This is a genomic window from Pseudoalteromonas sp. SG43-3, from assembly GCF_014164385.1.
Lineage (GTDB): Bacteria > Pseudomonadota > Gammaproteobacteria > Enterobacterales > Alteromonadaceae > Pseudoalteromonas > Pseudoalteromonas distincta.
The window spans coordinates 129,827-145,427 of sequence record NZ_JACJFC010000008.1; the positions used below are offsets into that span (position 1 = coordinate 129,827).

The 15,601-nt window shown below is 40.6% G+C and carries 13 protein-coding genes and 10 tRNA genes; 2 read left to right on the forward strand and 21 right to left on the reverse strand.

Annotated elements, in window-relative coordinates; genetic code table 11:
* Positions 1–197: 197 nt before the first annotated feature.
* From lnt to miaB, 5 genes are read right to left on the reverse strand one after another with little or no spacing between them, the layout of a single operon-like run.
* Positions 198–1,748: an apolipoprotein N-acyltransferase gene (gene lnt / locus H5157_RS09485; protein ID WP_182724587.1), complete on the reverse strand. Its 1,551-nt coding sequence runs from the start codon at positions 1,746–1,748 to the stop codon at positions 198–200.
* Complete coding sequence (gene corC, locus H5157_RS09490) at positions 1,729–2,613, reverse strand: CNNM family magnesium/cobalt transport protein CorC (protein WP_002958541.1); 885 nt, start codon at positions 2,611–2,613, stop codon at positions 1,729–1,731. Before corC ends, lnt begins: the two co-directional genes overlap by 20 nt.
* Before the next feature lie 22 nt (positions 2,614–2,635).
* Positions 2,636–3,094 (reverse strand): rRNA maturation RNase YbeY, encoded by a 459-nt coding sequence (gene ybeY / locus H5157_RS09495; protein WP_182671337.1) that lies wholly within the window; start codon positions 3,092–3,094, stop codon positions 2,636–2,638.
* Between the two features lie 4 nt (positions 3,095–3,098).
* Positions 3,099–4,157 carry a PhoH family protein gene (locus tag H5157_RS09500; protein ID WP_002958543.1) on the reverse strand — a complete coding sequence of 353 codons (1,059 nt, stop codon included), beginning with the start codon at positions 4,155–4,157 and terminating at the stop codon, positions 3,099–3,101.
* 50 nt (positions 4,158–4,207) lie between these two features.
* Positions 4,208–5,656 carry a tRNA (N6-isopentenyl adenosine(37)-C2)-methylthiotransferase MiaB gene (gene miaB / locus H5157_RS09505; protein ID WP_182724588.1) on the reverse strand — a complete coding sequence of 483 codons (1,449 nt, stop codon included), beginning with the start codon at positions 5,654–5,656 and terminating at the stop codon, positions 4,208–4,210.
* Between the two features lie 256 nt (positions 5,657–5,912).
* Between miaB and H5157_RS09510 the strand changes: the two genes are divergently transcribed.
* Together H5157_RS09510 and H5157_RS09515 are read left to right on the forward strand one after the other, a co-directional pair.
* A complete protein-coding gene (locus tag H5157_RS09510) occupies positions 5,913–7,082 on the forward strand; it encodes an FAD-dependent monooxygenase (RefSeq protein ID WP_259397927.1) in 1,170 nt (389 codons plus the stop codon).
* 154 nt (positions 7,083–7,236) lie between these two features.
* Positions 7,237–8,820, forward strand: a complete 1,584-nt coding sequence (locus tag H5157_RS09515) for a bifunctional diguanylate cyclase/phosphodiesterase (protein WP_002958546.1) — start codon at positions 7,237–7,239, stop codon at positions 8,818–8,820.
* A 41-nt stretch (positions 8,821–8,861) separates the two neighbouring features.
* On the opposite strand, the gene H5157_RS09520 is transcribed toward H5157_RS09515, so the two are convergent.
* From H5157_RS09520 to lolB, 16 genes are all read right to left on the reverse strand, one after another.
* A tRNA-Gln gene (locus tag H5157_RS09520) sits at positions 8,862–8,936 on the reverse strand.
* Positions 8,937–8,976: 40 nt separating this feature from the next.
* A tRNA-Leu gene (locus H5157_RS09525) sits at positions 8,977–9,061 on the reverse strand.
* A gap of 71 nt (positions 9,062–9,132) precedes the next feature.
* Positions 9,133–9,207, reverse strand: a tRNA-Gln gene (locus tag H5157_RS09530).
* Positions 9,208–9,246: 39 nt separating this feature from the next.
* A tRNA-Leu gene (locus H5157_RS09535) sits at positions 9,247–9,331 on the reverse strand.
* Between the two features lie 71 nt (positions 9,332–9,402).
* Positions 9,403–9,477 (reverse strand) — tRNA-Gln (locus H5157_RS09540).
* Positions 9,478–9,517: 40 nt separating this feature from the next.
* Positions 9,518–9,602: transfer RNA gene (locus H5157_RS09545), tRNA-Leu, on the reverse strand.
* Positions 9,603–9,691: 89 nt separating this feature from the next.
* Positions 9,692–9,768 (reverse strand) — tRNA-Met (locus H5157_RS09550).
* 5 nt (positions 9,769–9,773) lie between these two features.
* Positions 9,774–9,848 (reverse strand) — tRNA-Gln (locus H5157_RS09555).
* A 39-nt stretch (positions 9,849–9,887) separates the two neighbouring features.
* Positions 9,888–9,972 (reverse strand) — tRNA-Leu (locus H5157_RS09560).
* Positions 9,973–10,017: 45 nt separating this feature from the next.
* A tRNA-Met gene (locus tag H5157_RS09565) sits at positions 10,018–10,094 on the reverse strand.
* 455 nt (positions 10,095–10,549) lie between these two features.
* The gene (gene ychF, locus H5157_RS09570) at positions 10,550–11,641 is read right to left on the reverse strand and encodes a redox-regulated ATPase YchF (RefSeq protein ID WP_002958547.1); all 1,092 of its coding nucleotides are present in this window, start codon (positions 11,639–11,641) and stop codon (positions 10,550–10,552) included.
* A gap of 53 nt (positions 11,642–11,694) precedes the next feature.
* Entirely contained in the window at positions 11,695–12,279 is a 585-nt protein-coding gene (pth, locus tag H5157_RS09575; protein WP_002958548.1) for an aminoacyl-tRNA hydrolase, read from the reverse strand.
* Positions 12,280–12,298: 19 nt separating this feature from the next.
* Positions 12,299–12,910, reverse strand: a complete 612-nt coding sequence (locus tag H5157_RS09580; RefSeq protein ID WP_002958549.1) for a 50S ribosomal protein L25/general stress protein Ctc — start codon at positions 12,908–12,910, stop codon at positions 12,299–12,301.
* 149 nt (positions 12,911–13,059) lie between these two features.
* A complete protein-coding gene (locus H5157_RS09585) occupies positions 13,060–14,007 on the reverse strand; it encodes a ribose-phosphate pyrophosphokinase (RefSeq protein ID WP_002958550.1) in 948 nt (315 codons plus the stop codon).
* An 88-nt stretch (positions 14,008–14,095) separates the two neighbouring features.
* Positions 14,096–14,953, reverse strand: a complete 858-nt coding sequence (gene ispE / locus H5157_RS09590) for a 4-(cytidine 5'-diphospho)-2-C-methyl-D-erythritol kinase (RefSeq protein ID WP_154903382.1) — start codon at positions 14,951–14,953, stop codon at positions 14,096–14,098.
* Between the two features lie 2 nt (positions 14,954–14,955).
* A complete protein-coding gene (gene lolB / locus H5157_RS09595; RefSeq protein WP_033020640.1) occupies positions 14,956–15,543 on the reverse strand; it encodes a lipoprotein insertase outer membrane protein LolB in 588 nt (195 codons plus the stop codon).
* Between the last annotated feature and the right edge of the window lie 58 nt (positions 15,544–15,601).

The window sequence follows — 15,601 nt, forward strand, 5'->3', positions numbered from 1 at the left end:
ATCATTTATAATTGAATTAAATTGTTTAGGCCTGATGTTGAACAGCATCAAGTATTAAAAATAGAACGAGGCATTCGCTATATTTTTAGCATAGGCTAGATTAAAAAGTAAATTTGCGTATGTTGGGTAGAGCGAAGCGAAACCCAACAATAAACACTTTTTTAAATAGCTGTCCACCGACAGCTATTAATTTTAATTCACTTTCTCAACCTAACCCCAAACCCAACAACTCCCATCAACAACACAAATCCCCACACAAACACATTGCCGTACTGGCTGTACACGCTGTCGCCTTTTATAAGCTTAATTTTGGCTTTCAATATGGTAGCTTCAAACTGAGGCATGGTTTGTTGTGTGTGGCTTATAGGGTCGTATACGGCGCTTACCCCATTGTTGGTAACGCGCACAAGAGGGCGTTGTAGTTCGAGCGCGCGCATGCGGGCTATTTGCATGTGTTGCAATGGCCCAATAGAGTCACCAAACCAGGCATCGTTACTTACTGTAAAAAGTAGGTCTGAGTCGCTTTTGTAATTACCGCGTACTAAATCGGCAAAAACAATTTCGTAGCAAATAGCAGGGAGTAAGTTATAGCCATTGGCGCGTAAGTTGTTTTGCACTTTGTCGCCACGGGTAAACGATGACATAGGTAAATCGAATAATGGGGCAATAGGGCGCAAAAAGTCTTGAAATGGTACAAATTCGCCAATAGGTAGTAGCTGGTGTTTTTGATAGCGGTTTTTATCAAGGTAATGGTAATGCCCATGCTCGTCGCCACGTTCTTTATTACCGACCACAATAAGTGTGTTGAATATATTTTTGGTGTCTCGCTGGTAGTCAACAATACCGGTTACAAGGGCGGTTTTATTAAACGAGGCGGCACTGTCTAAATTGGCTAGGTAGGAATCGGCAAGCATTTCTATTTCAGGCACTGCGGCTTCTGGCCATACTATTAAGTCGGCATCCCAATGTGGACGTGTCATGTCTTGGTATTTGCTCATTGTGGTCCAAAACTCACTTGGCTCAAAGCGCAGATGTTGCTGTATGTTGCCTTGTACCAGCAATACTGACATGTTTTTATCTGTGTAATGAATGCTGCCTGTGGTATTTGCACCTGTAAAAATAAGCGCAACAGCTGTCGCAGTAACCGCCGGGGTTTTAAAATCTTTTTGGGTAAGTCTATATAGTGCAAAGCCAATAGCGACACAGGTAAGAGTTAAGCCAAACTCGCCAATATAAGGGGCGAGCAGCCTTAAAGGTCCGTCGGTTTGTGTGTAGCCAAAGCTTAACCACGGGAAACCGGTAAGTACGGTGCCACGTAAATACTCACTAATTGCAAAGCAGGCAATTAGTAATGCGCCAAAGCTTTTAGGGCCACTAGCAAAGCGTGTAGTTGCCCAAAAGGCAAGTGCGGGAAATAATGCTAAGTAGGCGCACAAAAAAGCCATTAACGAGAGCGACGCTATAAGCGGCATACCGCCAAAGGTGGCAATAGAAACATGTACCCAGCTTATACCTGCACCAAACCAGCCTAGGCCAAATATAAAGCCATATTTAGCGGCGGTTTTTGCGTGTGCTTTACCGTTATTATTGGGATTAATGCAAAAAATTATGGCGCCAAGGCTAATAAATACGATGGGCCAAATTTCAAAAGGGGCATAGCCAAAAGTTAAAACAAGGCCCGCAACGAGTGCGAGCCATGCTTTTTTATCTTTTGCTAATAGGGTAAGTCTAGTTAGCAGTTTCTTCACTGTCGTTATCATCAGCCTTAGGAACGGTGACTTGCAGTTGCAAAATACGACGATTGTCGGCGTTGGTTACTTTAAATTGGTAACCTTCTATGTCAATCGTTTCACCACGGCTTGGCATATGGCCAAATGCGTGCAGTACAGTTCCGCCAATAGTATCGGCTTCGTCTGTGCTGTAGCCTGTTTTAAAATGCTCGTTAAAGTCATCTACAGGAGTGAGTGCTTGCACTACGTGGACATGTTTAGCAAGTTGACGAATATCTTGATGTTCTTCTTCTTCGTCGTGCTCATCTTCGATTTCGCCAACAATTATTTCAAGAATATCTTCAATCGTTACTAAGCCCGATACGCCGCCGTATTCGTCAATAACAACAGCCATATGGTAGCGTTGCTGACGGAATTCGTTTAGCAATGTATCAACACGTTTGCTTTCAGGTACTACCATTGCTGGGCGTAAATAATCGCGTATTGATGGTAAATGCTCGTCTTTATTTAAGATCAGTGGCAATAAATCTTTAGCGAGTAAAAAACCTTCTACATGATCTTTGTCTTCAATCACCACTGGAAAACGTGAGTGAGTTGAGTCAACCATCATTGGAATTAGTTCTTCAAGCGGGCTGTCAATCTCAAGAGTGATCATTTGTGAGCGCGGAACCATTATGTCTCGCACTTTAAGCTCAGACACGCCAAGCACACCTTCTATCATCTCTTTTGTTTCTGGATCGATTACGTCTCGTTCTTGCGCATCGGCAATAACTTCGACCAGCTCTTCTCTATTCTGGGGTTCCCCTTGCAACATTTGGGCTATTCTGCCCAACCACGTTTTGCCAGAAGAACCCTGGCTAGATTGCGAGTTACCGTCGCTCATTGCGTCTAATTGCTCCGTTAATTTAAATATCGTCCCGGTATGGGTCTGCTATGTTTAGCTCTGCAAGTATTTGCTTTTCGATGCTTTCCATCTCTAAAGCGTCTTCACTCTTTATATGGTCAAATCCAAGCAAATGCAAGCATCCGTGAATAACCATGTGAGCAAAGTGGTCATGAAATGACTTCTCTTGCTCAATTGCTTCAGCTAATACAATGGCTGGGCAAATAATTAAATCACCAACCAAAGGAATATCTATGCCTGGTGGTGCTTCAAATTCGAACGACAGTACGTTGGTCGGTTTATTTTTACCGCGATAGTCGTTATTAAGTTGTTGCGATTGCGCTTCGTCGCTAATAACGATACTGAGTTCGGACTCGTCACGGTATTGGCTAAGGGCTTTGTCGGCCCATAGTGCAAATTGTTCCTCGCTTGGGAGGTTGTCAAACTCACAGGCTATTTGTAAATCAAGTTCGGTTGTCAAAGTATTACTCTTTAGTAGTAGGCTGTTGAAGAGCAGCGAGTGCGTCTTTTGCATTTTGCTTTTCAATGCGCTTAAGTCGCTCGCTTTCGTCGTTTCGCTCGTAGGCTTCAACTATGCGTGCTACAACAGGGTGACGTACTACGTCGTGGGCTTTGAAGTAGTTAAAGCTAATTTCGTTTACGCCATCAAGCACTTCAATTGCATGGCGAAGGCCTGAGCGTGTGCCACGAGGTAAATCGACCTGTGTAATATCGCCTGTAATCACCGCTTTTGAGTTAAACCCTATACGGGTTAAAAACATTTTCATTTGCTCGGCGGTGGTATTTTGGCTTTCATCTAAAATAATAAAGGCATCGTTTAAAGTACGTCCGCGCATGTAAGCAAGCGGTGCGACTTCGATGATATTTTTTTCGATGAGCTTTTCTACTTTTTCAAAACCTAGCATTTCAAAAAGAGCATCGTAAAGAGGGCGCAGGTATGGGTCTATTTTTTGACTTAAATCGCCAGGTAAAAAGCCAAGCTTTTCGCCAGCTTCTACAGCAGGGCGCGTTAGTAATATACGGCGTATTTCTTGGCGCTCAAGAGCGTCGACGGCGGCTGCAACTGCAAGGTAAGTTTTACCAGTACCTGCAGGGCCAATACCAAAGGTAATGTCGTGGTTTAAAATATTTGCCACATAAACACCTTGGTTGTCGTTACGTGGTTTAATAACACCACGGCGGGTTTTAATAACCATTTCTTTGCCATAAGCGCTGCTGGATGCATCTTGCTCTAAGGCTTTTGATTCGGTAATAGCTAAATGAACGGCGTCGGGTTCTATTTCGCCTAAAACACCACGAACAGGCTGAGTATCAACATAAAGGTTTTTTAAGATTTCTACAGCGCCGGCGCAGTTGTGTAGTTTACCGGTTACTTTAAAAAAGTTGTCACGGTGAATTATTTCAACAGCCAGGTGGCGTTCAATTTGTTTGATGTTTTCGTCAAACGGGCCACATAAAGAAGAAAGGCGTTTGTTATCGGCAGGTTCTAAATAAATCTCTAATGTTTTTAACTGATTACTCAAAATTGCTTCCTATAGTACTGCGCCAGCGTTAACTGGCGCTAATTGTGTGACTAAGGAACGAAAGTAGCTACGCCAATTTCGTTAACAGTGTCTGGTTTTGGCTCTGCAGCTGCAGCTTTAGTTAAAATAGCTGAAGGAGCTACTTCACGTCGTAAGTTCATTTTTGATTCTGTACGAATTAAGTCACCACGTAAAGAGTTAGGTAGTGCTTCGGTAATACGTACATCAACAAACTGTCCGATCACTGTGTGCGGGCCAACAAAGTTTACTACACGGTTGTTTTCTGTACGGCCACGTAATTCCATAGGGTTCTTCTTAGAAGGACCTTCAACAAGTATACGTTGCTCTGTATCGAACATTTGACGACTAATTTGCTGCGCCATTTGTGTAATACGGTTTTGTAGTAAGTATAAGCGCTCTTTTTTCTCTTGCTCTGTTACGTCATCCGGCAAATCTGCCGCTGGCGTACCTGGGCGTGCGCTGTAAATAAAGCTAAAGCTCATATCAAAACCTATGTCGCTAATAAGCTTCATGGTTGCTTCAAAGTCTTCTTTGCTTTCGCCTGGAAAACCAATAATGAAATCTGACGACATGCTTAAGTTAGGACGAATTTTACGTAACTTACGAATTGTCGATTTGTATTCAATTGCCGTATGGCCACGTTTCATTAGGTTTAATATACGGTCTGAACCACTTTGTACTGGTAAATGTAAGTGATCTACAAGCTCTGGCACATCGGCGTAAACGTCGATTATATCTGGGGTAAATTCTACCGGGTGCGATGTGGTGTAACGAATACGGTCAATACCATCAATAGCTGCAATAAGACGAATTAAATCAGAAAAGTAACAAATTTCACCATCGTGCGTATCACCGCGGTATGCGTTTACGTTTTGACCTAAAAGATTTACTTCACGTACGCCTTGCTCTGCAAGTTGTGCAACTTCAAGTAGTACGTCATCTACTGGGCGACTAACTTCTTCACCGCGAGTATAAGGTACAACACAAAAAGTACAGTACTTAGAACAGCCTTCCATAATTGATACGAAAGCAGATGGGCCATCTGCTTTTGGCTCTGGCAGACGGTCAAATTTTTCAATCTCTGGGAATGAAATATCAACAACCGATGAGCCTTTGTCGCCTTGCACTTGTTTAATCATTTCTGGTAAACGGTGTAGCGTTTGCGGACCAAAAATAACATCTACAAATGGCGCACGTTGGCGAATAGAGTCACCTTCTTGTGAGGCAACACAACCACCTACACCAATGATTAAATCTGGCTTGTCGTCTTTTAATAACTTCCAGCGACCTAATTGGTGAAATACTTTTTCTTGTGCTTTTTCACGAATTGAACAGGTGTTAAGTAAGATTACGTCGGCATCTGTTGCATCTTCAGTTAGCTGGTAGCCGTTGGTGGCATCTAAAAGTTCAGCCATTTTCTGAGAGTCGTATTCGTTCATCTGACAACCCCAGGTTTTAATATGCAGCTTTTTGCTCATTGAAATATAGCCTCGTGTTCAATTCGATAGTGGCACAAAAATGTGCTTGAAACAGGATTAAGGAGCAAGCATGCTCTCTTAAAGGAGGCGTATTTTAGCTGGATACCCGTCCAGATCCAAGTATAGTTTTCATGTTTGTGATCTCAAATCAATACGAGGCGAGTTTAATCAGCGGTTAGGGATATCCTCTGGTATAAAACAAATTAATTTTGATACAATCAAAACAGACTCAAGTAATAATAAAATGATGAAAAACATGACTAAAAATAATGTGATAGTAGTTGGCGGTGGCATGGTTGGCGCGGCTATGGCGATAAAGCTTGCTCAACAGGGCTTTGGCGTACGCATAATCGAAAAACACCTAATAGACCCATCACAGATTCTTAGTAGTGATAAGGTTGATATTAGAGTGTCGGCTATTAATCGTTTTTCAGAAAATTTACTTGATGAATTAGGAGCAATGCCGCTTTTAAGGCAAAACCGCATAGCGCCTTATCAACAATTAGAGGCATTTGAGCGCGGTGGTGATAATTTATTGTTTGACTGCGCCGATATAAACACCACGCATTTAGGCCACTTAATTGAAAATAGTTTAATTCAAGCAAGTTTATGGCAGCAATTTGATCATTATAAAATTGAGGTTATTGAGCAAGCCACACCTATTACTAAAATAGAGCAAACGGATGATTTAATTACGCTTGTGTATGGAGCTCAAACCTATACCGCTGATTTAGTGATTGCAGCCGATGGCGGACAATCGCAGCTGCGTGCTAAAGCTAATATAGGAATTACCGGCTGGCAGTATCAGCAGCATTGCATGGGGGTATTAATTAAACTCGATGCGCCGCAACAAATAAAAACATGGCAGCAGTTTACGCCAAGTGGGCCACTCGCATTTTTGCCAATGCATGCACCATACGCTAATTTAATTTGGTACGATGATGCAAATACACTGCAAGCATTTAAAGGGCTAAACCCAGCTGAGCTAAAAATGCACATACTTAATAAATTTCCTGAACTTGCTGGAGACTTTGAAGTACAAACTCATGCAATATTTCCGCTTACTCGCCAACATGCTAACAACTATTCACAAGGGCGCTTGGTTTTAGTCGGTGACGCTGCACATACAATAAATCCGCTTGCAGGGCAGGGTGTAAATTTAGGTTTTCAGGATGTAGTGGCACTTGCTGAAGTTTTAGACAATGCAGGGGATATAGGGCGCCCGTTAACGCTTAAAGAATATGAGCGAGCTCGCCGTAAGGCTAATTTATTAATGATGAGCATGATGGATGCCTGTTACTTTGGCTTTTCTAACCAAGTTGCGCCACTTAAATGGGCACGTAGCCAGTTTTTAAAAATGGCTAATAATACAGGCCCTATAAAAAACTGGGTTTTAAAATACGCAATTAGCGGTGATTTAGGCTAAATTTAAAGTAGAGATTAAAAAGGCTCATTTATGAGCCTTTTTTTATGTCTGTTTTTAAGTGGACAAATAGTGACCCAGTTATATTAAATAAAATTTTAATTTGACTAGGGTTATATCACTAAACCGCAATTTAATAATTTTAAAGAGCCTATGTGTGGATAATTTTTTTTCAGTAATAATTATTTTAGGTGCGCTACTGCTAGTTGCTAGCTTAAAAACAACCTTTAAAGTTTGTAAAAAAACATCGCAAAGAGCGTGGAGTGTACTGTTATGCGCTATTGTCTGTTTTATTTTAGGGTATTGGTGGATACTTTATTACTTTTCAAATTACGATACGGCACCAATAATAAGAAATGCAGTTGCCACAATATTATTTGGTGGTGCAGGGTTTGTTTTCTTAGTTGTCAAACTGAGTTTGAAAAGCATCCTTAAAATAGAGCAAGCAACGCAGTATCAAAAATATCAAACTGAGCACGATAACTTAACAACTTTACCCAACCGCAATAACTTTTTTAAATCCTTGAGTAAACAAGTCGATTACCCTTCTTCATTTGCATTATTTTATATTGATTTAAATAATTTTAAACAAATTAATGATGCGTTTGGTCATCAATGTGGTGATCAACTACTGGCTGCTTTTGCTAATAAGTTAAGCAAAGAACTATGTGGCATTGCTAAGTTATATCGAATAGGGGGGGATGAGTTTGCGTTTTTACTGAATACCGATACTGATGAAAGCATGGCTCACTGTGTAAATATTATAAACTCAGCCGTTAAAGCTCCGTTTTGTACACATGAGCAAATGGTTAAAATACAATTAAGTATAGGCGTAAGCCGTTTCCCAGATGATAGCCGATTACCCGACCAGTTACTAAAAAAAGCCAACTTGGCACTGCATGAAGCAAAAAAGACATTTCAACCTTTAGTAAATTACTCATCTGAAATAGGTAAACGAGCTGAGGACTTTTTTGATTTATCAGTCAAAATTAAAGCCGCGTTACACAAAGGTGAGTTCGAGCTTTATTTACAACCAATAATGAACTCCAAAGATATTCAATTGCATGGCCTAGAAGCGCTGATCCGATGGCCGCAAGCTGATGGTAGCTTTATTAGTCCTGAAAAGTTTATAAGTGTAGCTGAGCGTACAGGGCTTATTTTTGTTTTATCGAAATGGGTTGTACAAGAAGCAGTTAACCATATTAGAAAACTTAAACTCTTTGGGTTTACCGGTACTATTCATGTCAACTTATCAACGAAAGATATTGAAAGCAGCGAGTTTTACGAATTTATAATTAGCTTACTTACTACTGACCCGACTTTAAGTGATTCACTAATATTTGAAATTACAGAAGGGGCAATGATGACAAACATACCCGCAGCAAGAAAAATGATGCAGCAGTTAAGTATGCGTGGATTTAAATTTAGTGTTGATGATTTTGGTACGGGGTTTTCGTCACTGTCGTTATTAAGGGAGTTGCCCATAAACCAAATAAAAATAGATCAATCGTTTATCAAAGACATGCTCATTAATCCGCCTGATTACGCTATTGTAGAATCTACGTTGTTTTTGGCGAGCCGATTAAATTGCGATGTAGTAGCTGAAGGAATAGAAACCAAAGAAGTAGAGCAAGCGCTATTGAGTATGAACTGTGATTATTTACAAGGGTATTTATATAGCAAACCAATAAATATAGACGAATTTATAAATGTATATTTAAGTACAGAAAAAGTAAGCTGAATTTAATGAATATTGAGAAGTTTTAGAGAAGGAAGTCAAATTGGCTGGGATACCAGGATTTGAACCTGGGAATGCCAGGATCAAAACCTGGTGCCTTACCGCTTGGCGATATCCCAACTATAAATTTGATATTAATTTTAGTTCTTAATAAGAACATGGTGCGGAAGGAGAGACTTGAACTCTCACATCCTAAGATACTGGAACCTAAATCCAGCGCGTCTACCAATTCCGCCACTCCCGCATCACTAATGTGCTCATTTAACCTCTAAGCTAGAGTCATTCTTTTATTCAACTTTCCTTGGTAGAAGAAGTTGGCTGGGATACCAGGATTTGAACCTGGGAATGCCAGGATCAAAACCTGGTGCCTTACCGCTTGGCGATATCCCAACAAAGAATTCTTTTATAATTTTAGTTCTTATCAGAACATGGTGCGGAAGGAGAGACTTGAACTCTCACATCCTAAGATACTGGAACCTAAATCCAGCGCGTCTACCAATTCCGCCACTCCCGCATCACTAATTTGCTCATTTAAACTCTAAGCAAGAGTCATTCTTTTATCCAACTTTCCTTGGTAGAAGAAGTTGGCTGGGATACCAGGATTTGAACCTGGGAATGCCAGGATCAAAACCTGGTGCCTTACCGCTTGGCGATATCCCAACAAAGAATTAATTGATATTTTTAGTTCGTATCAAGAACATGGTGCGGAAAGAGAGACTTGAACTCTCACAACCGAAGTTACTGGAACCTAAATCCAGCGCGTCTACCAATTCCGCCACTCCCGCATCGTTTGTGTTATAAAACACAGGTAGCTATTTTAGACTCTTCATTGAGTGCAATTTAACTCTTGCAGAGCCACTTCTAAAAAGAGAAATGGTGGCTAAGACGGGATTTGAACCTGTGACCCCATCATTATGAGTGATGTGCTCTAACCAGCTGAGCTACTTAGCCATTGTTGGCTGGGATACCAGGATTTGAACCTGGGAATGCCAGGATCAAAACCTGGTGCCTTACCGCTTGGCGATATCCCAACAATAACAATTGATAGTTTTAATTCTTATCAAGAATTATGGTGCGGAAGGAGAGACTTGAACTCTCACATCCTAAGATACTGGAACCTAAATCCAGCGCGTCTACCAATTCCGCCACTCCCGCACACAAGGTAGTTATTTTAAACTCTTCATTGAGCAACAAAAAATATGGTGGCTAAGACGGGATTTGAACCTGTGACCCCATCATTATGAGTGATGTGCTCTAACCAGCTGAGCTACTTAGCCATCTTTTTTTGTTAGCACTTCATCGCTGAGTGCGGGGCGTATTATGCTGATATGACCCAAATTCGTCAACACCTTTTTTGCAAAAAAACATTTAACTGTGTTTGTTTGCAGGAAAATTAAGCTAAGCGGCTAAATTTTAATAAAAATGATGATTTTTTGAGTGCAATTCACATACAAAATTTGTCGCTAAATAAAAAAAGCAAAAACCAATAGTTTGAAGCTGTTTGATTATTCGACAAATTATTACGCTCTGGTTAAATCTTAACATTAATTTGTTTAAGAGGTACTTATTATTGAGGTTTGATCTTCTGCGCAGTGTGTTTTTTTAAATTAAACGTAGGCATTTAGGTTGGGGCTAAATCAATTTTATAAGTTTATAACGTTGGAGGTACAAAAAAGGCTCGTAAAAACGAGCCTTTAAAATTATTACCAATACTAACTTGGTTTCATTTGACTTATACGTTGAACAAGAAGTTCATTACATCGCCGTCTTTAACAATGTACTCTTTACCTTCTTGACGCATCTTACCTGCTTCTTTTGCGCCGCTTTCACCTTTAAAGGCAACAAAGTCGTCAAAAGCAATCGTTTGCGCACGAATAAAGCCACGCTCGAAGTCGGTATGGATTTTACCCGCTGCTTGTGGCGCTGTTGCACCTACAGGGATTGTCCATGCACGCACTTCTTTAACACCCGCAGTGAAATAAGTTTGTAATTGTAGTAATTCATAACCACCACGAATAACAAGATTAAGTCCGGGCTCTTCTAAGCCAAGATCAGCCATAAACTCAAGCTTGTCTTCGTCATCTAATTCTGAAAGCTCAGATTCGATAGCAGCACATACAGGAACAACAATCGCATCTTCTGCTGCAGCAATAGCGCGTACACGGTCAAGGTATGGATTATTTTCAAAACCATCTTCAGCAACGTTTGCAATATACATAGTTGGTTTAATAGTTAAGAAGTTGATAGAGCTGATTGCTGCTTTTTCTTCTTTAGTTAATGCTAAAGCGCGTAAAGTTAAGCCTTCATCAAGATGCACTTTTACTTTTTCAAGTACGGCATTTTGCTCTTTGGCGTCTTTATCACCACCTTTTGCTTTTTTTGCGTTACGGAAAAGGGCTTTTTCAGCGCTATCCATATCAGCAAGTACTAACTCAGTGTTGATTACGTCAATATCGTCAGCAGGGTCAATAGTGCCTGCTACGTGTATGATGTTTTCATCTTCAAAACAGCGAACTACGTGGCCAATTGCATCGGTTTCACGAATGTTAGCTAAAAACTGGTTACCAAGGCCTTCACCTTTAGATGCGCCCTTTACCAAGCCAGCAATGTCTACAAATTCCATACTAGTGGTAAGAACTCGTTGAGGATTAACAATTTTAGCAAGTTCGTCTAGACGAGGATCTGGCACAGGTACCACACCTGTATTAGGCTCAATGGTACAAAAAGGAAAGTTAGCGGCTTCAATACCCGCTTTAGTTAGTGCATTGAAAAGCGTTGATTTACCTACGTTAGGCAAGCCAACGATGCCACATTTAAAACCCATAGTAAGATACCTTGTTTAGAATTCGTTTAAACGGTGTACTTGGACCCAAGTTACTAGGGTTTAAACGAATGTAGTCTGTTTTGTGCTTTTAACACACCATCTTTTGCAAGTATTTCCATGCAACGAACTGCTTCATCAACAGCAGCATCCATTTTTTCTTGGTCTTCTTTGGCCGCTTTTCCAAGCACCCAACCAGTTACCATTTCACGATGCCCCGGATGACCTACACCAATGCGCAAGCGCATAAAGTCTTTTTGATTTGCCATTTTTGCAATAATGTCTTTTAAACCATTATGACCGCCATGCCCGCCACCTTTTTTTAATTTGGCAACGCCTGGGTCTAAATCCAATTCGTCATGGGCAACTAAAATGTCCTCGACAGGGATTTTGAAAAAATTAGCTAAACTACTGACCGCTTTACCACTTAAATTCATGTAAGTAGTGGGGATCAATAATTTGAATTCTTGGCCTTGAATGATCACTTTGCCTGTAAGGCCGTGATATTTAGGATCGTGTTTTAGAGTGCAGTTATAGCGTGCAGCGATTTGCTCGATGAACCAAGCACCTGCATTGTGGCGTGTGTTTGCGTATTCGGGGCCTGGATTAGCCAGGCCCACAAGCATTTGAATAGAATTCAAGGTTGCGAGACCTTAAATATTATTCTGCTGCTGCAGCGTCGTCTTCAACTGGAGCTGCTTTGTTTGCTTTGATAGTCAGGATAGACTGATCATGGCCTTCGCCTTTAGCTAAATCTACAGAGCTAACGCCTTTAGGGAAAGTTAGGTCAGAGATATGAACTGAATCGCCAACAACAAACTTAGAAACATCTACTTCAATGAATTCTGGAAGTGCTTTTGGAAGACACGTAATTTCAACTTCAGTTAACTGGTGAACAACAGTTGCGCCAGCTTTAGTTACAATCTCTTCACCGATGAAGTGTAGAGGAACTTTAGTTTGAAATTTATGAGTAGCATCTACACGTTGGAAATCAAGGTGAGTAAGCTTAGGCTTGAATGGGTGACGTTGGATATCTTTTAAGATTACTTCAACAGCTTCGCCATCAACGTTAAGCGTAAGGATATGCGTGTAGAAACCTTCGTCTTCTTGAGCTTTGATCATATCTTTATGAGCAAAAGTAAGAGATAAAGCTTCTTTATCAGCTCCGTAAAGGATTGCAGGAACTTTGTCTTCGCGACGTAGGCGGCGGCTCGCACCAGTACCAGTTTCTACGCGAAGTTCAGCGTTATACGTATAAGTTTTGTTAGACATGATGTCTCCAGTTATTTAAATGTGTAGGGCCTTTGCGACCAAGGTCCCTAGCCAAAAGGCGCGCTATCATACCACCACGCCCAGATAAAATAAACATCGCTTACAAAAAAAGCGCCAAAAGGCGCTTTTATATTCAGGAATGTTTAATTTTAGTGTTCAAACATCGCTGAGATAGATTCTTCGTTACTAATACGACGAATAGTCTCTGCTAACATGTCAGCAAGCGTAAGTACCTTAACTTTATCAAGGGCTTTAAGCTCATCAGATAGCGGAATTGAGTCAGTTACAATTACTTCATCAATCATTGAGTCACGTAAGTTTTCGGCTGCTTTACCTGAAAGGATAGGGTGTGTTGCGTATGCAAATACACGCTTAGCGCCATGTTCTTTAAGTGCTTCTGCGGCTTTACACAATGTACCACCGGTATCAATCATATCATCTACGATAATACAATCACGACCTTCAACGTCACCAATAATGTGCATTACTTGAGAAACATTTGCTTGAGGGCGACGTTTATCAATGATTGCTAAATCGGTATCGTTTAGTAGTTTTGCAATTGCACGAGCACGTACAACACCACCAATATCTGGAGATACAACAACGACGTCTTCAAAGTCGCGTTCTTTCATATCTTCAAGTAATACAGGGCTGCCAAATACGTTATCTACAGGTACATCAAAGAAGCCTTGGATTTGTTCAGCGTGTAAATCAACCGTAAGAACACGGTCAACACCAACACTTGATAAGAAATCTGCAACAACTTTAGCGGTAATTGGAACACGAGCAGAACGTACACGACGGTCTTGGCGCGCATAACCAAAATAAGGAATGACGGCAGTAATACGACCTGCAGATGCACGACGTAGAGCATCAACCATAACGATAAGTTCCATCAGGTTATCGTTTGTAGGGGCACAGGTTGATTGCAAGATAAAAACGTCCGAGCCACGAACATTTTCATTTATTTGAACACTGATCTCACCGTCGCTAAAACGGCCAACAACAGCATCGCCTAATTCAATATATAAACGTTTTGCAACTTTTTGAGCTAACTCAGGTGTTGCGTTACCAGCGAAGAGCTTCATGTCAGGCACGGTAGGGTTCCTCAGGCACTGAATATTTGGACTAACGGGCAATGATAAATTTCACTGCGGGTTAACTTATGATTACTTGTACGTTACTTCATTGATCGAATATGGCGGTTAACTCCGTATGAGCAGGTGAGACATTTGCGCTTGAAGCCACAAAACCCTGCCAAGTATGGGGGAGATTTTCAAGTACATCTTGTGCTTGAACTTGGCTAGCAAATTCGACAAAACAACATGAACCTGTTCCGGTCATCTTCGACGGTGCGTATTTTAGCAACCACTGGAGGGTTTTTTCAACCTCGGGGCAAAGCTTTTTAACTAAAGGCTCACAATCGTTGGTCAAAGTATGGTGTTTCCAGTCGCCTATTATTTTTGGTGTGTCGCGTTTTAAATCTGGATGTGTAAATATTTTTGCGGTACTTACATGTTGGTTAGGGTGTACAACGCAGTACCATTTTTGTTCAAGTGTTACGTGGTGTAGTTTTTCACCAATACCGTGCGCTATGGCGCTTTGACCTTGTATGAACACCGGAACATCTGCCCCTAACTTGAGCCCCAATTGTGCTAGTGTTTCTAAATTTAGTGCCAATTTCCATAACTTATTTAGGGCTAATAAAGTACTCGCTGCGTCAGATGAACCTCCTCCAACACCGCCCCCCATCGGCAAGCGCTTAATTAAATTTATTTTTACACCCAAAGAGGTTTTACAGTGTGTTTGTAATAATAAAGCCGCTTTATAGATGAGATTATCATTTAGAGGGATATCTTTAGTATCACCACCGACAGAAATACTCCCATCTGTTGTTAACTCAAAATGCAGCTCATCACCAAAATTTAAAAAAGTAAATAAGGTTTCAAGTTCATGATAGCCATCTTCTCGGCGAGCATTAATATGTAAAAATAAATTGAGTTTTGCCGGAGCTATAAGTGAAAAAGAGGTTTTGTTATTCATACTTATTTAAACTGCCAATCGTATAGTTGAATTTTAATTTTTATTTGTTGGTGCTTTAACGTCAGTTTAGTAGGTAACCAGTAACCTGCGTTTTGTACATAGGTGCCATAATCTATTTGCCATTTTTTGCCTGTATTATCAAACCATAATACTTGCTTTGCACGCCCAAGCTCATCAACAATTAAACTTTCATCGTCAATAGTGCCTTTAAGCCAGTTATCGGCATTATCAACCGGTAGTGTAAAACCCGTTAATCGTTTTAAAAGCTCTGCAGCGTTAGTATCAAAGTATTGTTCACCGTCAAACTCTAATTCAGCACCGTTAGCTGTTTGTTTAAGCGACAAAATACGAGTACCAATAAAAGTAGTCAGTATTAAATTATTGGAATTTGTTGTTTGCTGCCAATTTAAGTTTGCAGATTGACGCTCTTCTGGGCTAATAAATGCAAGTTTACCTTCTACTTGCCAAGTTTTTTGAGCAGCTAAACGTGGTTTCCAATCATCATAAAGTGTTGTTTTTGTATCAATTTGATGAGCACAGCCACCTAAAAACAAAAAAAACATGAATAAAATCAAATATTGTCGAATCAAATGTTGTTCCTTACTTTCCATATTCCGCTGATTTTTGGTAAAATTACCGCCTTTGAAG